The sequence below is a fragment of the Oleidesulfovibrio vietnamensis genome (assembly GCF_055388115.1).
The window spans coordinates 1387826-1406527 of the sequence record NZ_AP042419.1 but is presented as its reverse complement, the minus strand read 5'-3'; the positions used below and the strand labels follow the sequence as shown (position 1 = coordinate 1406527).

The 18702-nt window shown below is 59.0% G+C and carries 19 protein-coding genes and 1 riboswitch; of the genes, 10 read left to right on the top strand and 9 right to left on the bottom strand.

The genetic code is table 11. The features are described from left to right. Positions 1 to 98: 98 nt before the first annotated feature. Positions 99 to 1346: an AI-2E family transporter gene (locus ACZ5D1_RS06110; protein WP_464556244.1), complete on the bottom strand. Its 1248-nt coding sequence runs from the start codon at positions 1344 to 1346 to the stop codon at positions 99 to 101. Positions 1347 to 1451: 105 nt separating this feature from the next. Next, positions 1452 to 1634 carry a hypothetical protein gene (locus ACZ5D1_RS06105; protein ID WP_011368316.1) on the bottom strand — a complete coding sequence of 61 codons (183 nt, stop codon included), beginning with the start codon at positions 1632 to 1634 and terminating at the stop codon, positions 1452 to 1454. A gap of 153 nt (positions 1635 to 1787) precedes the next feature. On the opposite strand from ACZ5D1_RS06105, the gene ACZ5D1_RS06100 reads away from it, so the two are divergent. Further along, entirely contained in the window at positions 1788 to 2015 is a 228-nt protein-coding gene (locus ACZ5D1_RS06100; protein WP_011368317.1) for a hypothetical protein, read from the top strand. 177 nt (positions 2016 to 2192) lie between these two features. Beyond that, positions 2193 to 2396, top strand: coding sequence for a hypothetical protein (locus tag ACZ5D1_RS06095; protein ID WP_011368318.1), 204 nt, complete (start codon positions 2193 to 2195; stop codon positions 2394 to 2396). Between the two features lie 63 nt (positions 2397 to 2459). Here ACZ5D1_RS06095 and ACZ5D1_RS06090 read toward each other — a convergent pair whose 3' ends face one another. From ACZ5D1_RS06090 to ACZ5D1_RS06080, 3 genes are all read right to left on the bottom strand, one after another. Beyond that, positions 2460 to 3437, bottom strand: coding sequence for a hypothetical protein (locus tag ACZ5D1_RS06090; RefSeq protein WP_464556241.1), 978 nt, complete (start codon positions 3435 to 3437; stop codon positions 2460 to 2462). A 235-nt stretch (positions 3438 to 3672) separates the two neighbouring features. Further along, entirely contained in the window at positions 3673 to 4479 is an 807-nt protein-coding gene (gene mazG, locus ACZ5D1_RS06085) for a nucleoside triphosphate pyrophosphohydrolase (protein WP_464556239.1), read from the bottom strand. A gap of 58 nt (positions 4480 to 4537) precedes the next feature. Then, positions 4538 to 5005 (bottom strand): CvpA family protein, encoded by a 468-nt coding sequence (locus tag ACZ5D1_RS06080; protein ID WP_011368321.1) that lies wholly within the window; start codon positions 5003 to 5005, stop codon positions 4538 to 4540. A 286-nt stretch (positions 5006 to 5291) separates the two neighbouring features. Here ACZ5D1_RS06080 and ACZ5D1_RS06075 point away from each other — a divergent pair, with 286 nt between their 5' ends. The 5 genes from ACZ5D1_RS06075 to ACZ5D1_RS06055 all read left to right on the top strand — a co-directional run bounded on the left by ACZ5D1_RS06075 (position 5292) and on the right by ACZ5D1_RS06055 (position 9630). Beyond that, positions 5292 to 6488 (top strand): HDOD domain-containing protein, encoded by a 1197-nt coding sequence (locus ACZ5D1_RS06075; protein ID WP_464556237.1) that lies wholly within the window; start codon positions 5292 to 5294, stop codon positions 6486 to 6488. Next, positions 6481 to 7395, top strand: a complete 915-nt coding sequence (locus tag ACZ5D1_RS06070; protein ID WP_011368323.1) for a PAS domain-containing protein — start codon at positions 6481 to 6483, stop codon at positions 7393 to 7395. The genes ACZ5D1_RS06075 and ACZ5D1_RS06070 overlap by 8 nt, the downstream gene beginning before the upstream one ends. A gap of 80 nt (positions 7396 to 7475) precedes the next feature. Next, positions 7476 to 8552 carry an HD domain-containing phosphohydrolase gene (locus tag ACZ5D1_RS06065; protein ID WP_011368324.1) on the top strand — a complete coding sequence of 359 codons (1077 nt, stop codon included), beginning with the start codon at positions 7476 to 7478 and terminating at the stop codon, positions 8550 to 8552. Next, the gene (locus tag ACZ5D1_RS06060; RefSeq protein ID WP_011368325.1) at positions 8549 to 8773 is read left to right on the top strand and encodes a MoaD/ThiS family protein; all 225 of its coding nucleotides are present in this window, start codon (positions 8549 to 8551) and stop codon (positions 8771 to 8773) included. The genes ACZ5D1_RS06065 and ACZ5D1_RS06060 overlap by 4 nt, the downstream gene beginning before the upstream one ends. Before the next feature lie 2 nt (positions 8774 to 8775). Continuing rightward, a complete protein-coding gene (locus ACZ5D1_RS06055; RefSeq protein ID WP_455696189.1) occupies positions 8776 to 9630 on the top strand; it encodes a ThiF family adenylyltransferase in 855 nt (284 codons plus the stop codon). A 377-nt stretch (positions 9631 to 10007) separates the two neighbouring features. Here the strand turns inward: ACZ5D1_RS06055 and ACZ5D1_RS06050 are convergent, their stop codons facing one another. After that, complete coding sequence (locus ACZ5D1_RS06050; RefSeq protein WP_011368327.1) at positions 10008 to 11741, bottom strand: aldehyde ferredoxin oxidoreductase family protein; 1734 nt, start codon at positions 11739 to 11741, stop codon at positions 10008 to 10010. Between the two features lie 246 nt (positions 11742 to 11987). Between ACZ5D1_RS06050 and ACZ5D1_RS06045 the strand changes: the two genes are divergently transcribed. Continuing rightward, on the top strand, positions 11988 to 12575 hold the full coding sequence (locus tag ACZ5D1_RS06045) for a hypothetical protein (protein ID WP_011368328.1): 588 nt from the start codon (positions 11988 to 11990) through the stop codon (positions 12573 to 12575). A gap of 83 nt (positions 12576 to 12658) precedes the next feature. On the opposite strand, the gene ACZ5D1_RS06040 is transcribed toward ACZ5D1_RS06045, so the two are convergent. Next, on the bottom strand, positions 12659 to 13222 hold the full coding sequence (locus ACZ5D1_RS06040; protein WP_011368329.1) for a hypothetical protein: 564 nt from the start codon (positions 13220 to 13222) through the stop codon (positions 12659 to 12661). 201 nt (positions 13223 to 13423) lie between these two features. Here ACZ5D1_RS06040 and ACZ5D1_RS06035 point away from each other — a divergent pair, with 201 nt between their 5' ends. After that, the gene (locus ACZ5D1_RS06035; protein WP_011368330.1) at positions 13424 to 13750 is read left to right on the top strand and encodes a hypothetical protein; all 327 of its coding nucleotides are present in this window, start codon (positions 13424 to 13426) and stop codon (positions 13748 to 13750) included. 45 nt (positions 13751 to 13795) lie between these two features. Beyond that, positions 13796 to 14176, top strand: coding sequence for a hypothetical protein (locus ACZ5D1_RS06030; protein ID WP_011368331.1), 381 nt, complete (start codon positions 13796 to 13798; stop codon positions 14174 to 14176). 314 nt (positions 14177 to 14490) lie between these two features. On the opposite strand, the gene ACZ5D1_RS06025 is transcribed toward ACZ5D1_RS06030, so the two are convergent. Then, on the bottom strand, positions 14491 to 16038 hold the full coding sequence (locus ACZ5D1_RS06025) for an NAD(P)/FAD-dependent oxidoreductase (protein WP_464556232.1): 1548 nt from the start codon (positions 16036 to 16038) through the stop codon (positions 14491 to 14493). Between the two features lie 478 nt (positions 16039 to 16516). Continuing rightward, positions 16517 to 18106 carry a murein biosynthesis integral membrane protein MurJ gene (murJ, locus tag ACZ5D1_RS06020; RefSeq protein WP_027181264.1) on the bottom strand — a complete coding sequence of 530 codons (1590 nt, stop codon included), beginning with the start codon at positions 18104 to 18106 and terminating at the stop codon, positions 16517 to 16519. Between the two features lie 320 nt (positions 18107 to 18426). Continuing rightward, positions 18427 to 18534, top strand: a riboswitch (SAM riboswitch). Positions 18535 to 18702: the final 168 nt, after the last annotated feature.

Below are 18702 nucleotides of genomic sequence, written 5' to 3'. Positions count from 1 at the left end.
ATCCCCGGCGTGCCGGGGGGGATGGCACGCCTACCGTCTGTGACGGCACAGTGGAGATAACGCAGAACCCCCCGGCAGGCAAGCCGGCCGGCCACGTTTTATTTCGATTCCAGCGCCCGCTGCTGACGTCTGGCTTCACCGCGCGAAACGGACCGGCTGGACAGCACTTCGCTGAATTCTTCGCCGTAAAGCCGCAGCATGACCATGGTGAATCCCAGAATGAGCGGCCCGTAAAGAACACCGGCCATGCCGAACACCTTTATGCCCCCCATTATGGACATAAAGATAAAAAACGTGGACATGCCTGCACTGCCCCGCATGAAGTACGGACGCAGAAAACTGTCTATGCTGGCCACACCCACGGCGGACCAGACAAACAGAAACAGGCTGGACTGCCATTGCCCCATAAGCAGCAGATACAGACAGGCCGGCATCCAGACCAGACCGGTGCCCACCACGGGAACCAGCGAGGCAAACCCCATGACGGTGCCCCAGAACAGCGCGGGAATACCCACAAGAGCCAGTCCGATGCCCCCGGCAAGCCCCTGCAAAGCCGCCACAAGCAGACCGCCGACCAGCACAGATTTGCTCACGCTGCGCAGGTTAAGCAGAATGGCGTCTTCCTGATCTTCATGCAGCGGGCACATGTACTTGACCACCTGCAGCATCTTTTTACCGTCTTTCAACATAAAAAAGACAATCAGCAGCATAAGCAGAAACTGAAAAAACAACGTGAGGGCGTTGCCCAGCAGATAGGTGCCGCCTTCCAGCAGCGTCTGCCCCATCCTGCGTGAAAAGCTGATGAATTCAGCCCGCAGGTCTATCTTGGAAGCATCGATGAACGGCAGATGCTGGTGCACCCATGCCAGATACTGTTCAAGCCTGCCCGCCCCGAAAAGCTGGTCAAAATCGGTATGATTTATCCAGTTGTTGACTGCGGTCACGCTTTGCACCGCCTGCGGAATAAGCCCCGTCACAAAGATGAACAGAGGCAGTGCGATGCAGATGCATAAAAAGAGCAGCACCGCCAGCGAAGCAAGCGTCCGGCTGCGGTGCCCGGTACGCTGCAGCACCTTGTTGTACAGCGGATAACATATGGCCGAAAGCACTATGGCCATGATGAACGTGTGCAGAAAAGGCTCCAGCAGACGATAGCTGAGCGAAAGAGAAAAAAGCAGCAGCAACACCAGCGAAATGGCGTATACCCTGCTGGCGGGCAACAGCGCCGCGCCGGGTGCGGAGTCCGGCTTTCTGCCGCCGGATGCAGCGCCGGTTACGGCGCCGGATGCGGCGGCAGGCGCTGCGGTGCGTTCTGCCCCCTCACCGGAAACGGGTTCTGCAGTCATCAAATATACCTCGTCATAATGTTAATCAGTAGCACCGGCTGTCGTGCCGCGCAGCAGCGTACGGCACACATGCGCCAGCACGTGTCATATGCAAAAAACAACCTGTCACAGCGCTCCCATGGGCTTGCCTGCCAGACCGCAGTAGCCCTGAGCGTCTTCTCCGCGGCTGTCCTTCTGGCGATACCGCCACATCATACAGCCGTCTCCCATGCAGCACTGCACCTGACCTTCCGGCCCCCGCAGCAGGGGGCACACTTTTTCACGGGCTTCCTTCTGGGGTAACAACATGGAGATCTCCTCAGGTTGCAGGGTTGCTGGTGGCGCATACTACACTGCCGCGCCGCACCGGACAACAACTACAACCCCGCAGCATAAAGAATCCCGCCGGATCTGCCGATAAAAAGAGTAACACACCCTCAAAAGAGGGTGGAGAGGTGAACCATGGACGGAAACACTCTCCATCTTTCCGGTGTGCAGGTGGCCCGGGACATGACAGCAGTCTCTCTGGCAGATGCCGCAAAGGACATCAGGCGACGTCATCTGCGCCGTTCGATACTGGAAGACCCCTCTCTGGCGCGGGCACTCGTGGCCATAGAAGCGTCACCGGTATACAACGAGCGGGGGCGTCTGATTCAGGCTGTCACCAGTTCCACGTCCGGAGTGGCATAAAACTACGCGTGCCGCTGTGTATCACGGGCGGCTCTGCCGCCGCGCAGGCGCCGTCCCGCATTTCGCGGGACGGCATTTTTTTTCACTGCGGGCCTAAAGATACCGCCGGACAAGCCGATAAGAAAAGCGTAAACCTGTTGTACACCTTAATGCCGGGCATTCCGGACGGAGGAGCTTATGCGTATCGGTGAAGCGAAAGGCGGTGCCGAGGGAATTGTGAATGTTCTTGAGGCGCAGCGTCAGATGCAGGAACAGCAGCAGCTCAACCCCGACGAACAGAACAACCTGAGCCGGGTGCAGCCCCAGTCGCAAAACGGCGCACAGACCCTTACCGGCGCAGCCGTGCAGGGACTGGGAGAGCACATTGACACCATGGTATGACCGCAAATCGTAACCCCCGCTGCCGTCCGTGACCGCAGCGGGGGTTCTGCACACTGTTACTGCTCATGAAAGAAGACGCATGAGCTCCCGCACCTCTGCCGCGGGATCGAATTCGTCGGCAGACATACCGTTCCCGAAGCTTCCCAGATCGTGCTCCGCAATGCCTGCTCCCGCAGGCAGCTTACGGAACACAGCAACGCTTATGCGTTCAAGCATCTGTACTCCGCGCTGCAGCGCGTCTTCATCTTCGGCTGGTGGCCGTATACCCTGCATCATCAGCGTTTCCATGTTGTAACGCCGCAGGCGCAGAGCAAACTCGCGCGCCTCGCGCAGAGAACGGGCAAGCCGCGTATGCCGCGCGGACAAGGCGGCAAAAAGCGCTTCCTTTCCGGACTCCGCATCCTGCAGCCAGTCACCTGCAGATTCGAGCAATTGCGCCCAGACATCCAGTCCCTCATAAAACAGAGGGTCAGACTGCGGCATGCATTCCACATACTGCCGCAGCATTGCACAGCGAAACGGGGTCAAACCGAGACGCAGACGCCGCAGATAAAGGCGCAGCTTTACATTGCCGTTTTCCCCGCGGCTGCCGCAGTCTGCAGCAACAGGGGCGGTAATCCGCTCCAGCCGCAGGCGCCCCACAATCTTTTCTGTCATTTCCGCAGACAGCACGGCGCATACACTCCACCCCGTGTCTCCGTGCGCTGCCGGGCGACTGATGGTAATGCGCGGTTCACCCAGCCTTGCGCATACCGCCGCAGCAAGGCCGTAAACAGAAAAGCACCCCGCAGCAGCACCGCAACGCTGCAGCGCCGCTTCCACCGCCTGCTCCAGCGGCCCGTCGGGAAAACACAGATACTCCAGCAGCGCCTCAGGTACCGGCACACAACCGGCAGCGTCAGGCCCATGACCGGTCAGCCACGTCTGCGCTTCGTGCAATTCCAGCGAATCGCGCATAAAGGCCAGAGCAGCGCTGTCCAGCATGCGCTCCTCAAGCCACAGTTTCACGCACTGCGCCACCGCCTGTGCGCATGTCTCCATGCCGTCAGCCTCCGGTCCGGGCCTGCATTGCTGCCGGGCACACCCCTGCCCGCAGAACCCGCATTGCAGCCACAGGCCGTTGCGGACAGGACCGGGCAGACGCGACGGCACGTCAAAGGCGCCCCCGCCGGAAGCGGAAGCGCCTGAATATGTCCGGATGCAAGGAGCGGTTCCATGGCCGCGCCCCTGCGCCCCGAAAGACGCCCTGCGCGGTGAACACGCCGCACGCCGCCGGTCACCGGCAGGTTTCATGCTGTTTCACCTCATTCCACAGCGCGTCTTTTTCTTCAAAGCTCAGTGCCGGAAAATCAAGACCGCGCTGGCGGCACAACGCTTCCATCGCCTCAAACCGTCTCAGAAAACGGGCATTGGTTCCGGCGATGGCCGCATTGGCTTTAATACCTTTGCGCCTTCCCAGCTCCACCAGCGAAAAAAGGTAATCGCCGAATTCAGCTTCCTGCTGCTCTTTAGCACCGTTCTGCAGGGCTTCTTCCCACTCGCGGCGCTCCGAATCAACCTGACGCTCCACGGCACTGTCATCCGGCCAGGTAAAGCCCACACGGGCAGCCTTGGAATGCAGGCGATACGCCTTCAGCAGGGGCGGCAGTCCGGCGGGCAGACTATCGAACACCCCTTTGGGGCGGCCGTCTGCATCACTCTTTTCTCCGCGCTTGATGGCTTCCCAGGCTTTGAGCTGTTCTTCCTTGTTGCGGAAGGTGACCTCGTCAAACACATGAGGATGACGGCGCACCATTTTGGCCGCAACATCCGCCACGGCATCTTCAAGCGAAAATCCGGCGCGGTCCTGATACAGGCGGCCGATAAACGCCATCAGAAACATGACGTCTCCCAGCTCTTCACGCACATCCGCGGCATTGCCGGAACGGATGGCGTCCACCAGTTCAAAAGCCTCTTCCAGCACATAGTCGCACAAAGATTCCGGAGTCTGTTCCCTGTCCCACGGGCACCCGTCGGGGCCTATCAGAGTCTCAAGCACCTGAGTCAGTTCATCCAGCGCCGCAGGTGCGGTATTGCTGCTCATTGAAAATCACCGTTTTTTTAATGCGCTTCCGGCAGACGCCGCAGGTGCGGCCGCACGGCTAGAACGCGTTTTCAGGAATATGTCTGTCGATAAGTTCGGCGGCACGGGCAAGATAGGGCGCCACTCTGGATTCGCGGAGAAACTGCATGTCGGGTACGAATTTGTTCAGCACCGCAAAAATGACCAGGCAGATGATAAGCGCTTTTGCCAGTCCCGCAATGCCGCCGCCCACGCTGTCCAGCAGTCCCCCGCCGGAGGCTTCAAGCAGTTTGCGCAGCCCTACGGCAGCCAGCGTGCACAGCACCATGACGCCCAGAAAAATAAGCACATACGAGACAATTTCGGCCCATCCGGCGGAAACAAACCGCCCCACATACGGCACAGCCTGCATGTAATAGGCATTGGCCAGAAAAAAACCGCCCACAAGCCCCGCAACCGCGGCAACCTCGATCATAAGGCCGCGAAAAAGCCCGCGTATAAGAAAAAAACCACCGATGAGTGCAAAAACAACGTCGAGGATATTCATAGGGGCCCCTGTCGTACTTGCTGAGTTTCACGCACCGGCACCGCGCCGGATGCTCTGGCACGTCTACCAGAATCCGGAAGAAACCGGAAGAATGGAAAAGCACTGCGCATGAAAAATGCCCCTCTTGCCACAACCGGCTGGCTCGGTTACTATGGGTAGATACACTTTCGCGGCGGCGCAGGTGCATGCACAAACACTAACAGTATGCATTGTCTGTAATAACACACTCTATCCGGCCGGTTCAGCAGTCATGAGCAGAGTAAACGTCTCACTACTTCAATCGGGAATGATCCTATCTGAAGACGTAACGGACAGTAACGGCAGAAAACTGCTATGCGCCGGTGATGCAATTACTGAAAAACACCTGCGGATTCTGAAGATATGGGGTGTTGCCGAAGTTGATGTGGAAGGGATTGAACCCGCCGATGCCGCCCGCAGCGCACTGGACGGCCTTGACCCGCTGCGGGTGGAGGCCGCCGCAGCAAGGGCAACGGCCCGGTTTGCCCTGAATGATCTGCAGTACGAACCGGTCTGCATGCTCATGCAGTGTTCCGTTGCCGCGCTGGCAAAAGGCGCGGACCCCGTCGCCCCGCTGCCCGACTATTCGGTGCTTCCTGCTGCGCCCATGCCCTCCGCCCCGCCGGCGCTGGCCGACATGCTGCGCGACGACATGCGGCTGGGTTCGCTGCCGCCGGTATTCCACCGTCTTGTGGATGTGGTCAACGACCCGCGCAGTTCCGCCACAGACATGGCCGAAGTAATTGCCAACGACACAGACCTGAGCGCACGGCTGCTGCGGCTGGTGAACAGTACTTTTTACGGCCTGCGGGCCAAGGTGGACACCATAACCCGCGCTGTTACCATCATCGGCAGCAACCAGCTCGTTTCGCTTGCCATGGGCGCGGTGATGACAACTTTTTTCAAGGGTCTGCCCAACAGCATTGTGGACATGCGCTCTTTCTGGGAGCATTCTGTAGCGTGCGGTGTAGCCGCACGGCTGCTTGCCAGCCTGCACCGCATGCCCAACACCGAACGCTTTTTTGTAGCCGGCCTGCTGCACGACATAGGGCGCCTGGCCGTATACCGGCTGCTGCCTGAGCATTCGCTGTATATGCTGACCGAGTCGCGCCGCAGAGGTATTTCCATGCGGGCCATGGAACGCGAAGTACTGGGGTTCAGCCACGACAGACTGGGCGGCAGGCTGCTGAAGGAATGGCGCTGCCCCGTGTCGCTGGAGCGCAATGTGGCGCTGCACCACACCCCCGGCAGCGGGCACGGCGGTCTGGAGTCGGCCATCATCAATGTGGCCGACATTCTGGCACATACACTGGAATTCGGCACCAGCGGTGAAGTACTTGTCCCACGGCTGCAACAGGCCGTATGGGACGCGCTGGCCCTGCCCGCAGGCACACTGGAACAGGCTGCGGCGCAGATGGATTATCAGGTTCATGAAATTATAAGATTCTTTGAATTGGATGAATAACGAAACGCCATTCAGTCAGGCCAACCTCAAGGCCCGTCTGCGCAGTCTGGAGGAACAGGCCAGATTCACGCTTGATGTTCTGGAAATGGCCTCCACTCTGGGGGACTTTCAGACCAGCATCAACAAGTTGCATGAGCCGTCTTCGCTGCTGCGCGAAGCCATGGAACGCGTGGAGGAACTGGTACGTTTTTCCGCCACTGCCTTCTATCTTGTGGATGAATCGTCATCCGATTTTTCGCTTGCCCTGTGTGCACCCGATACATACGGCGCCATGGTGGACGATGAGCTGGAACATTTGATAGAAACCGGTGTTTTTGCACTGGCCCTGCGCGAAAACAGACCCATCACTGTTTATTCGCGCGACAACAATCACCGCCTTGTGCTGCACGCGCTGGCCACATCCTCGCGCACGCGCGGCATGTTTGTGGGCATTATGCCCCGTTCCGAACGCAACCTTTCGGGTATCCTGCTGTCGCTGCTGTCCATCACGCTCAAGCACTGTGCCAACGCCATAGAAAGTTTCGAGCTGTACCGGCTGTTCCGTGAAAACGAGGCCCTGCAACGTGCCAGGCTGGACCAGCTGCCCGTGGGCATTGTGGATGCCGCACCGGACGGCGCCATTCTTTCCGCCACCGGCGCCCTTATGCAGCAGTTCGGGTTTGCGGCGGAAACCAGCCTCTCTTCACTTACATTGGCAGACCTGCTGTGTCCCGCCTCGCAAAAACAATTACAGGAAGCCATGCAGAACCTGCTGGCATCCGGTGAAACAGGCTCACCGCCACAGATACCGCACCGGCGCCTGAGTCTTACCAGCCGCGAAACCTCTCAGGGTGCTTTTCCGGTAGTGCTGCATCTCACCTTGCAGCATGACGCCAGCGGCTCCTTCTTCCGCGCTGTTTTAGCCTGACCTCCCTGTCCCGTATTGCGTTATCAGGCAGGCGCATATACCATATTTTCAATTCTGCACCCCTAGCCTGCGACGGACCCATGACCACAGAATCCATTGCCGTTCTTGTGATCGATGACGATCCCGCCATTCTTCAGAATATCGTCTGCTATCTGGAAGACTCTGATTTTATCTGCTTCGGAGCCGCCGACGGTGCCGCCGGTATCGAAACATTTGAAAGAGAAAGACCTGACGCCGTCATTGTGGACCTGAACATGCCCGGCATGAACGGACGCGATGTCATCGCACGCATCAACGCACAATCGCCCACCACGCCGGTCATCGTGGTTTCCGGCACCGGTGTCATTGATGAAGCGGTCGAATCCATGCGTGTCGGCGCGTGGGACTTTCTTTCAAAGCCCGTGCGCCGCATGGAAGAGCTGGAAAACGCGGTGCGCGCCGGACTGCGCCGTGCCCGCACCATGCGCGAAAGCAATGAATACAAAGAAACGCTGGAGCGCATGGTTAAACGACGCACCCGCGAACTGCAGCTGGCAAACGACCGGACCGAAGCCATTCTGCTTGCCACCGTGCAGTCGCTCAGCACCGTCATCAACCTGAAAGACGCCTATACCGGCACCCACCAGCAGCGTGTGGCGCTGATAGCCCCGGCCATTGCCGAAGAACTGGGCATGGAACAACGCGCGGTGGAAGCCGTACGGCTGGCGGCACTGCTGCACGATGTGGGAAAAATGGGACTGCCGTCGGAATTTCTTACCAAACCATCGCGGCTGGACGCCAACGAGATGCAGTTTATCCGCCAGCACCCGCAGCTGGGGTATGATATCCTCAAAGACATTCCCTTTGAACTGCCCATACCCGAAATGGTTCTGCAGCACCATGAACGGCTGGACGGCTCGGGGTATCCGCGCGGGCTTGCCGGCGACGACATACTGCCCGAGGCACGCATTCTGGCGGTTGCCGACACCGTGGAAGCCATCTGTTCGCACAGACCATGGCGTCCGGCCCATCCGTTCAGCCATGCGCTGCACGAGCTGACAGCGGGTAAAAACACGCTGTATTGCCCCGATGCAGTGAACAGCTGCATTGACCTGATAACACGGGGCGACCCCCGCCTGACAACTTTCACCGCAACCATCAAGGGACTGCCGTCATGAAGATAGAAGTGAAATGCTTTGCCACGCTGGCCCCGCATACCCCGGCGGAGGGCACCATGGACGTGCCGCCGCAGACATCTGTAAACGACATCATGCGCCAGCTGGGCATAGCGCGTGACGATGTGAAAATAATCTTTATAAACGGCGCTCATGTAGAGCCGGAAGCCCTGCTGAACGAAGGTGACAGGCTCGGACTTTTTCCCGCCGTGGGCGGAGGCTGATCATGACGAGTGCCGATGCCCGTCACGCCGGAGCGCCGCGGGACGACGCTCCTCTGCACACACTTATCATGCAGCACGCTGTCAACGGCAGACTGCGCATGCGGGCGGTGCAGGGCATAGCGCAGGAATGCGGCTGCCATATCCGCCACGTGGAATGTGCTGCACTACTTTCCGGAATCCTGCCGGAACGTTACGCGCGCAACACAAAGCAGTTTTCTCTGGAAGACCAGCGGGCGCTGCTGTTGTCGCGGGTACTGCTTGTGGGACTGGGGGGACTGGGAGGCCATGTTCTCGATATGCTTGTCAGGCTGGGTGTGGGACACATCACGGCAGCGGACGGAGACGTTTTCGAGCCCAGCAACCTGAACAGACAACTGCTCAGTTCCATGTCACGGGTGGGCACGTCCAAGGCGCAGGCGGCCAGAGACCACGCCCGCAATACCAACCCCGCAACCGAACTCACGGTTGTCGATCACTACGTGGATGCTCTTTCGCTGCCGCCGCTGTTGCAGCAATGCCATCTGGTCATCGACGCGCTGGGCGGACTGCAGTCACGTCTTATGCTCCAGAAAGCCGCACAGAACGCCGGAGTGCCGCTGGTAACGGCCGCCGTGGGCGGTTTGACAGGGTATGTGGCCACAGTATTGCCGGACCAGACAGGCCCCGCCGAACTGCTGGGGTCGGGCGGCACCGGTGAACCGGTGGAAGATACGCTGGGCACTCCCGCTCCTGTTGTGGCCTGTGCCGCGGCCCTGCAATGCACAGAAGCGGCAAAAATTCTTACCGGCAAACCGCCGTCGCGCGGTGTACTGTTTTTCGACCTGAACGACAGGACATTTCAGACAGTCATGCTCTGATGAACTACATACCGGACACCGGCTGGAATGACTTCTGGCCACACCAGAAACCACGTCACAGTCCGCACGCCTTGCTCCCCGCTTTTCCCGGCATACCTCATACGCAGCTGCCGCCCTGCATGTCCGGCTTACCGCACAGCCGCAGGGTAGCGTCAGCCATCCCGCCCTGCCGCTTATCCTGCGGCACAACGCCGCGCCGGACAATACCGGCAATAACACTGCAACGGAAAAACAACCACGCTGCTGGCGTCCGGAGCCGGGCAGATACAATTTGCGGCCACCTGCCGCCCTGCCCGGCCGGACATGCAGTATGCAGAACGGCAAAAACAAAGGGCCGGCAAAGCCGGCCCCTTGTGTTGTCATCTGTTCTGCGACGTTTACTGCACCTTGGCAGCCTGAAGCTCTTCCACGGAAAAGTCCCAGACCACGCCGTGGGGGTTCAGTTTTTCCTTCATCATGAAGGCGGGCAGCTGGTCATCCGCAGCGGTAAAGCCTGCTGCGGTGTTAAAGCTGATTTCGTCTTTCAGGGTGGCTATACCCAGCGCGCCGAAATCATCGGGAGTGAACTCGATGCCGTGGCGGGCAGAAACCATATCGCAGATGCACTGCACCGCGTCGGCGGTATCCAGAACGGCAAAAGCCACAAACAGGCACAGCCCGAGCGAATCCACCGTGGCGGTGGCAATCTGCAGCGCCTTGGAGGTTTCCACCTGACCTTCCTTGCCCAGCGGGTTCACGTCACCGCCCACCTTGAGCATGTTCTGGCAGATGGCGTAACCGGCGGTGTGGTCGGCGCCCTGTGTGGTGGTGGCGTAAGTTACACCAACGCCCTTGGCGGCGCGGGGGTCGTATGCGGGCATTGACTGGTTCTTGACGGTAGGCACACGGGTAACCCCGAATGCCTGTGCCGTAAAGCCCACACCGTTGCCGATAATCTTGCCGAGATGGTCTTTTTTGTCGCGGATGCGGTTCACAAGCTCATAAGCGGCTTCGCCGTCGCCCCACGGAATAACTCCGCCGTCCATGGCTATGGCCACGGTGTTGCCTATTTCAATGGTGTCCACACCAAGGTCGTCGCACAGGCGGTCCAGCTTGGCTATCTGGTCGATGTCCTTGATAAGTGCGTTACCGCCGAATGCCCACACGGTTTCGTATTCAAAACCGGAGGTCAGATACTCGCCCTTTTCATCCACGTAGTTCTGCGAGCACTGGATAAGGCAGCCGGCGTGGCAGCCTTCCTTGGTTTTGCCGCCGCGCTTGGAAATGAACTCGGCGATGGTTTCTCCGCTGATGCCTGCCACATGATCACAGCGGCCTTCGCGGAAGTTTTTGGTGGGAAACGCGCCGGCTTCGTTGATGATGTTTACCAGAATAGCAGTTCCGAAGCCGGGCAGCCCCTGACCGGTAACCGGGTGGGCGCGCAGAATTTCGGCCCAGCGCTTGGAAGCAGCCTTGAACTTTTCGGGATCCGCATAGGTGAAGCGCTCTCCGCCGGTGTCGTCCAGCACAACGGCCTTAACTTTTTTAGATCCCATCACAGCGCCCAGACCACCACGACCGGCGGCACGGGCGGTACGGCCCCACGGGTCGGAAAACTGAATGGAAGCGCCGGTCAGACATGCTTCGCCCGCGGGCCCGATAATCATGCCCGAAGCTTTTTTGCCGTACTGTCCGGCAATCATGTCCATGCTTTCGTATGTGCCTTTGCCCACCATATCGGCGGCATCAACAAACTGCACACCGTCTTTGGTGATGATAATGTTGCAGAAAGGTGCATCCGCTTCCGGCTTGTCTTCCAGCACCATAGCAAGAATGTCCAGACGGGCGAGCTTCTGGCAGAAGGTGCCGCCGGAGTTTGATTCCTTGATGGTGCCGGTGAGCGGCGACTTGGCCCCCAGCGAAATACGGCCGGAGTTTGCCGCTGCTGTGCCGGAAAGCAGCCCGATGGCGGCGACAATCTTGTTGTCGGCACTCAGGGCATGGGTATCGGCGGGAACTTCGTCCAGCACCATGCGCGAGGTGAGATTGCGGCCGCCCAGACCGGCGTATTTGCCGGGCTCTTCATAACGGAAGGTCCGCTCTTTAGTGTTGATTCGCAGAATCTTCGGCATTTCATAGCCCCTTAGTTCGAAAGTGTTAGTCCAAGCACACTAATGGTCGGAACAGCCCACAGTTCCGTTTTCCCGTTGCCCCACACAGGGGATATGGGATACCTCTAGGGTTAGCAGAACACTACAACCGCGTGAAATATCATGTCAAAGAGATTATCAAGGCGCACAGGTACTATTAAGTTATTTTTAACCTAAAAGACAGCAAAACAGCCCCGCACAAACCAGAAATAACCAGGAGAAACCAAAATGAACATCGTACTGAGCATTCCGGAGTCAGCAAACAGTTACTGGCGGCAGCTGGGGCAATCCGGTCTGGTGGTAGACGCCCGCATAAACTGTACCGTGCGCGATGTTCTGGAAAAAAGTATCGGTTTTTCAAATGACTACATTGAAAAACGTATTGAGACGGTATTTCTGGACGGACACCCTGTGGACGACATAGACAGCGCTCTTGTACCGGACGGGGCACGCATGGCGCTGGCATCCGCCCTGCCGGGAGCCGCCGGTATAGCCATGCGGCGCAACAGTCCGTATGCGGCGCTGCGGGGCGGCATAACCCATACGCACAGCCGCAACGCTCCGGCAGCGTCAGGCAGCATCGAGCTGGCGCTGTTCAATCTGGTCATGCACGAGCACGCCATACGCATACTGACCGCCGGTGCAAAAGTAAAAACAGACATGCTGGCCGCCATGCTGGAACGCCGCCCCGAAAACAGCGTACGCAGCGTACTGGCAAACGGTGAGCCGCTGACACCGCAGCAGGCCGTACACAAGCTGAACGCACTTGCGGCAGACCGTGTTTACCTGCAACTGGAAGTCACAGGCGGATGCTGAAAAAACGCCGCGGCAGCGTACGAAAAAAGCCGCGGGCGGCAGACCCGGCCCGCGGCATACATGCTGGTTGTTCCGCTGGATGTTCAGTCGGCGGAACCGGGTTCATATCCGGGCAGCACCACGGTGGAAGCACTTTTGTCACCGTTGCCCTTGGGACAGTCGGGCAGCAGATAGCAAATTTCACAGCCGCCCTTAAAGGGATGATGGGTCACCACCGCATATCTGCGGGTAAGCGCCGTGACACTGAGGTTATAAGGAATGCCTTCCGCTTCCAGAGCATCCTGAAGGGCCTCTGTGGGTTTGGGGGCCGGAGCACATCCGGCGTCCTGCACTTCGGGCAGCACGTCCTGAATGGTTGCCATGACAATGGCCTGAGCCAGAGAATTGAACAGGTGCGCATCAGAGGGCGCGGTGTCCCACATGGCATCCACTTCGTTTTCCACGGCTTCGGAAAGCCATGCCACAAGGTATTCTATCTTTCCGGCTTTCACGCGCCGCACAGTCAGTTCTTTGCACCATTTTTCCCAGTTCTCCACCAGACGGTCCATTACCTGACCGCCTATGCGGGTCTCCTGAGCGACGCCCATGAACATTTCAACGTCGAAGTACGGGGTCACTTCAACTGCTTCGCTGGTATATTCAGCCATAATAGGGTCTCCCGAGGCTTGTGTTGTTGCAGGATTCAGAAGGGCGACTTTGCGCGAATAGCGCAGGGCAGTCAAGCCTCAGCGCTGCCGCGGCAGTCTGCAACGCTTTACTTGGCAAAATGAGTGCCGTAGACTATGGATGCCTCCGGATGAAGCGGATGCTCCGGCTGCAGCCGGAACCCCGCGCAGACAGGATACAGCATGAAGCAAGACATCCACCCGCTCATACTGCACAACGTGCCGGAGACCTATCCGCCCGCGCGCCTGTACCTGCTGCCTGTTGTCAGAATTCCCCGCGGTCCTTTCCGCGACCCGCCGTACCTGCCGCAGCCGTATTCACCGCTCACCGCCGACGCAGCCGCCATCACACGCGACACGGTGGCAGACGCGGCGGCAGTGCACGAAGCCGGTTTTGCACAGCGCACCCGACAAGGCCAGCTGCCCGGACATTCCGGCCCGCTCACCCGCCCGGCACCGGCGCCGTCACCCGAACTGTACACAGGCAGACTGGTTGACACATCGTTGTGAACAACGGCATTGCCGTATGCATATTTTTCACCGCAAGGAGCATCAATGACCCACGACTCGCGTTTTCCCGTCAAAATCCGCTATGAATACAAACAGGACGACAAAACAAGCCTGCAGTATGCCCATGGTGTCTGGGGCGGAATCAATCCGCATGGCGAAATCGAAATGAATTTTTATTCGGAAAGTGACAAAATTCCGGAATGGTCGGAACGCGTTGTCATGCAGGACGGCGCACTGGGGCATGAAATGGTTCCGGCAGAATCCGACAGCAAAACCGTGGTCCGTCATATCCACTCAAAGGTGCTTATCAATTACGATACGGCACGCGCCATCTACGACTGGCTTGATGAAAAGCTTTCTGCCCTTGAAATGGAAGAAGATCAGCAAGTTATGTACAGCGCGGGCAAAGGCGGACTGGAGCAGTAACGTGTTGCGGCTTCGCTGAACGCACCGCACGGCGGTATAAGCGCGCCGCGCGGCCCGACACACGTTCTCACCGCCCGCATAAACATAACCGGTTCAGATGCACAAAAAGCGTCCGGAATTTTTCCGGACGCTTTTTTGCGCTGTATCTGCCGTCTGCCCTCCGGAAACGGCGGTTACTGCGGACCGCGGAAACAGAGGGTCAGCTCGTCAGCAGACAGCCGTACCGCAATGCCGGACATTCTGCCACTGGCAGCCCGACCGGCACCGACTGGCACGGACCGGCACCGACAGGCACCGACTGGCACCGACCGGTCTCAGGCCAGCCGGGCAGCCACTGCCGCAGCCACTTTTTCGCCATCCATGGCGGCAGAAACTATACCGCCGGCATAGCCTGCGCCTTCTCCGCACGGAAAAAGTCCGCGCACTGCGGGGTGCTCCAGTGTCTGTCCGTCACGGAGTATCCGCACAGGAGAGCTGGTCCGCGACTCCACCGCCAGCACTTTGGCCTCTGCGGAATCATAGCCTTTGTATCTGCGGCCCAGTTCGGACAAAGCCGCCCGCAGACGCGCGGCAACGAACTCAGGCAGCAGATCATGCAACGGTGCGGAATATATACCCGGAATGTACGATGTGGGCGGTAACACTTCAGAAACGACTCCCCGTACGAAATCGGGTACGCGCTGTGCCGGAGCCTTCTGTGTCACTCCGTCGCCGCAGGCGAACACCGCTTTTTCCGCTGCCGCCTGAAACGCCAGAGCCTGCAGCGGATCGTCCGACGTACACATATCTTCCAGCCGCAGTTCCACCACCAGCCCCGCATTGGCAAAAGGCGCGTTACGCGATGCCAGACTCATGCCGTTAAGCACCAGTTCACCGGGTGCTGTGGAAGCCGGAACCACAAACCCGCCGGGGCACATGCAGAACGAAAAAACGCCGCGCCCCGATGCCTGCGTGGTTATACGGTAACTGGCGGCAGGCAGGGCCGGATGGCGGGGAGTATGGTGATAAAAAATTTCGTCGATGAGCGGCTGCGGGTGTTCGATGCGCACCCCCATGGCAAAGGGCTTGGCTTCCATGGCTATGTTTCTGGCTGCCAGCAGATGAAAAACATCACGCGCAGAATGCCCCGTGGCCAGAATCACGGCATCGGCATAAACAGCTTCACCGCCGGAAAGCCGAACGCCGGTCACACGGTCACCGGACAGCAGCAGGTCAGCCACATGCGCGCCAAAATGGACTTCACCGCCGCAGTCCTGCACGGCTGCACGCATTGCACGCACTATTCCGGGCAGAACATTGGATCCCAGATGCGGGTGTGCGTCTATGCGGATGTCGGGCGAAGCGCCGAACTGCACCAGCAGATCCAGCACGCGGGACACATTGCCCCGTTTGGTGGCCCGGGTGTACAGCTTGCCGTCCGAATAGGTGCCCGCCCCCCCCTCGCCGAAGCAGTAGTTGGAATGAGGATCAATCAACCCTTCGGTGTAGATCTTTTTCAAATCCTTGCGGCGGGCATTCACATCCTTGCCGCGTTCAAGCACCACAGGCTTTATGCCATGCTCCAGCAGCGAAAGTGCGGCAAAATATCCGGCAGGACCGGCCCCCACCACAATAACGCGCTTTGCACCCGGCGGGGCGGGACAAAAAACCTCCGCCGCAGCATCAGGCAGATCTGTGCCCACCTCGACCTGAAAGGTAAACCGCGGGCGGCGCGGACGGGCATCCACCGAACGACGGCGCACACGGATCATGACCGCTGCATCATCAGGCAGACCTGCCTTTTTCAATGCCGCGGCGCGCAGAGCGCCTTGTACATGAACCAGATCCGGATCGAGGGACACTTCAAAAAAAGCTGATTTCATATTGTATTCCTGCCGCTGAAAAAAACATGGAAGCCACCGGTGCACTGCGGAATGTGACGCCACCGGAAAGGCATTCTGAAAGCACATGACCGGCATGCCGGATTATATGACACAGGTACTGATCCGTTTTTGTAACGGAAAGCTGCCGGACCGTCTGCATTGCCGGCTGTGCAGCGGGGGCGCACCTCGGCGCGCAACCGTAATCCCGCGACGGGTCAAACGGGAGGCACCCTATATACATATGCAGCCGCAGAGTCAAAGCCTGCGCCCCGCCGCAGAGGATTGCGCCGCGGGCGAATCGTCCCGCGCGCGGCATCTCCGGCCTGTATCAGCCGGCCCCCTGACACTTTGCACCCTGACACTTTGCACCCTGACACTTTGCACCATGACACTCTGCGCCAATGTATACAGCCCGCAAACACGCGGCCTGAACAGATTGCCGGAATAAAAGTTGCCGGGCAGGCCGAAAGTGGCGCGTTCAGGCGCGGCGCAGCACCCTGCGCAAAATGCCGGTCACCATCTGCAATGCTTCCGGCGCCACAAAACGCGCTACCCCCAGAAAAACCGCCCCAAAGGCCAGCCCGCTGAAAATCAGCCGCACAAACGCCTCCAGCAGGGGGCTGCCGGACAAAGACTGTGCCCACGGCAACACCACAGGGCCGTATATCATGGCACACCAGCCTGCGGCGCAGGCCGGCACGCACGCGGCACCGGTGCGCAGAGCCGTCTGCCCCAGTCCGGCGAACGCGGCACAGCCGTTCCTGCGCATCCATACCGTGCTCAAAGCCAGCGTGTACAACCCCACAGACAATCCTCCTGCCAGTGCCACCCCCACAGCCCCGCCCAGCGGGCCGTCCCAGCGGGCCAGCAGCCAGTACAGCGGCAGACCGCATGCTGTGGCCAGTGTACCGGTCACAGCGGGTGTCACCGTGTCCTGCCGGGCATAAAAAGCCCTGCCCACCACCTGCTGAATACCCCACAGCGGCACGGCGGCCAGCATGACCATCAGCAACGGCGCCGAAGCCTGCGTCTGTGCGGCAGTAAAGCTGCCCTGCTGAAAAATCAGTCGCATGGTCGGTTCCGCGGCTATAATCATCCACGCTGTAACCGGCAGAATGACAAGCAGCGTATTACGCAGCGCGGCCGAAAGTGTCTGCGAAAAACGTGCTTCATCACCACCGGCGGCCAGACTGGCCAGAAAAGGATACGAGGCAACGCCTGCAGCCTGCGCCACAACCCCCACCGGAACCAGCATGATACGCCGCGCGTAGTTAAGCAGACTTACGGCACCCTCTCCGGCCATCGAGCCGAAAATACGGACAAACTGCTCGTCCAGAACCACCACGGACTGCCCTATCATCAAAGGCAGTGCCAGCAGGGCAAACCGCAGCACGCTGCCATGGCGCAGCACGGCATACAGACGCAATCCGCCTGCCCGTACAGCCCATACGGGCAGGGCAAAACTGCCCAGCGCGGCACCGGCAAGCACCCCCCAGCAGAATCCTTCCATACCCGAGCGGATGCCTGCAAGCCCGCCTAGAATTATACAGGCATTATACACCAGCGGGGTAAGCGCAGGAACAGCAAACTGCCGCCGCATGTAGAGCATGGCGGTAAAACAGCTGCCTGCCAGAAAAAAAACCTGAGCGGGCAGTATAATGCGCAGAAAATATGCCAGCCGCCGTGCAGACTCCGCATCAAAACCCGGTGCGGCCAGCGCCGCAAGCCACGGGGCGGCCAGCCACGCCACCCCCGTAAGCAACGCGGCAAAAAGCGTTATCCAGCCGGTGACAGCCGAAAAAAAACGCCAGCCGTCCTGCTCGTCATGCTCAAAACGGGCTGCCAGCAGCGGAATAAGCGTGATGGAAAAATACCCGCCGGCCAGCAGGTAGTTAAGAAAATCCGGAACCACAAACGATGCGAAGTAGATATCCGACTCCAGACTGGCGCCATGAAAATAGGAAATAACTTTATCGCGTATAAGTCCCATGAACCGTGAAAGAAAAATGCTGCCGGCCATAATGGCCGCGGCCAGCCCCATCCGCTGTCTGCCTGATAATATACTCATGCGTTTGCTGCGCCTTATGCTGACAATGCTTATTAGGGGGAACAACACGGCCCGCCCGCAGCGGTTATGCCGCACCCCGCCACGTACCGCAAGCGCACTGCCACGTGATTGCTCCGTTGCGGCACCGTGTCATGAACGCGGCAAAGCCGCAGACAGCTGCCGGACGACATTGTCACAACATGCCGACTGGTTACACAACCATATAAAGTAACGCTCTCTTTGTGGCAGTGTTTCTTATCACAACTACTACTCTTTACACAAAAATCAGCTTTTCCGGATTTAGTGCTTGACTTTTTTATTCACTTTTGGAAAAAAAAGACAACTCATGAAGAGGACGAGAGGGGTCTGGCCCGATGACCGTCCGGCAACCTGCCCGCAAGGCAAGGTGCCAAAGCCAGCCACGGTGAGATGCCGCGGTGCCATGAGGTCGACAGCTGCGACCGGTACCGTTCTGCCTCTCACCATTGTGAGAGGTTTTTTTTATGCAGAGCCTTTGCTCGGCAGTGGGTGGATTTACGGAGTTTGCACGCCCACACAAAAAACAATGATGCTAAAATCCGGAAGCAATGCTTCCCGTGGTCCGCGCCGGAGCGGAC

What these genes read in the sequence shown, in the direction of transcription:
- ACZ5D1_RS06110 (WP_464556244.1), bottom strand. Translation starts at nt 1,346, where the DNA reads ATGACTGCAGAACCCGTTTCCGGTGAGGGGGCAGAACGCACCGCAGCG.
- ACZ5D1_RS06105 (WP_011368316.1), bottom strand. Translation starts at nt 1,634, where the DNA reads ATGTTGTTACCCCAGAAGGAAGCCCGTGAAAAAGTGTGCCCCCTGCTG.
- ACZ5D1_RS06100 (WP_011368317.1), top strand. Translation starts at nt 1,788, where the DNA reads ATGGACGGAAACACTCTCCATCTTTCCGGTGTGCAGGTGGCCCGGGAC.
- ACZ5D1_RS06095 (WP_011368318.1), top strand. Translation starts at nt 2,193, where the DNA reads ATGCGTATCGGTGAAGCGAAAGGCGGTGCCGAGGGAATTGTGAATGTT.
- ACZ5D1_RS06090 (WP_464556241.1), bottom strand. Translation starts at nt 3,437, where the DNA reads ATGGAGACATGCGCACAGGCGGTGGCGCAGTGCGTGAAACTGTGGCTT.
- mazG (WP_464556239.1), bottom strand. Translation starts at nt 4,479, where the DNA reads ATGAGCAGCAATACCGCACCTGCGGCGCTGGATGAACTGACTCAGGTG.
- ACZ5D1_RS06080 (WP_011368321.1), bottom strand. Translation starts at nt 5,005, where the DNA reads ATGAATATCCTCGACGTTGTTTTTGCACTCATCGGTGGTTTTTTTCTT.
- ACZ5D1_RS06075 (WP_464556237.1), top strand. Translation starts at nt 5,292, where the DNA reads ATGATCCTATCTGAAGACGTAACGGACAGTAACGGCAGAAAACTGCTA.
- ACZ5D1_RS06070 (WP_011368323.1), top strand. Translation starts at nt 6,481, where the DNA reads ATGAATAACGAAACGCCATTCAGTCAGGCCAACCTCAAGGCCCGTCTG.
- ACZ5D1_RS06065 (WP_011368324.1), top strand. Translation starts at nt 7,476, where the DNA reads ATGACCACAGAATCCATTGCCGTTCTTGTGATCGATGACGATCCCGCC.
- ACZ5D1_RS06060 (WP_011368325.1), top strand. Translation starts at nt 8,549, where the DNA reads ATGAAGATAGAAGTGAAATGCTTTGCCACGCTGGCCCCGCATACCCCG.
- ACZ5D1_RS06055 (WP_455696189.1), top strand. Translation starts at nt 8,776, where the DNA reads ATGACGAGTGCCGATGCCCGTCACGCCGGAGCGCCGCGGGACGACGCT.
- ACZ5D1_RS06050 (WP_011368327.1), bottom strand. Translation starts at nt 11,741, where the DNA reads ATGCCGAAGATTCTGCGAATCAACACTAAAGAGCGGACCTTCCGTTAT.
- ACZ5D1_RS06045 (WP_011368328.1), top strand. Translation starts at nt 11,988, where the DNA reads ATGAACATCGTACTGAGCATTCCGGAGTCAGCAAACAGTTACTGGCGG.
- ACZ5D1_RS06040 (WP_011368329.1), bottom strand. Translation starts at nt 13,222, where the DNA reads ATGGCTGAATATACCAGCGAAGCAGTTGAAGTGACCCCGTACTTCGAC.
- ACZ5D1_RS06035 (WP_011368330.1), top strand. Translation starts at nt 13,424, where the DNA reads ATGAAGCAAGACATCCACCCGCTCATACTGCACAACGTGCCGGAGACC.
- ACZ5D1_RS06030 (WP_011368331.1), top strand. Translation starts at nt 13,796, where the DNA reads ATGACCCACGACTCGCGTTTTCCCGTCAAAATCCGCTATGAATACAAA.
- ACZ5D1_RS06025 (WP_464556232.1), bottom strand. Translation starts at nt 16,038, where the DNA reads ATGAAATCAGCTTTTTTTGAAGTGTCCCTCGATCCGGATCTGGTTCAT.
- murJ (WP_027181264.1), bottom strand. Translation starts at nt 18,106, where the DNA reads ATGAGTATATTATCAGGCAGACAGCGGATGGGGCTGGCCGCGGCCATT.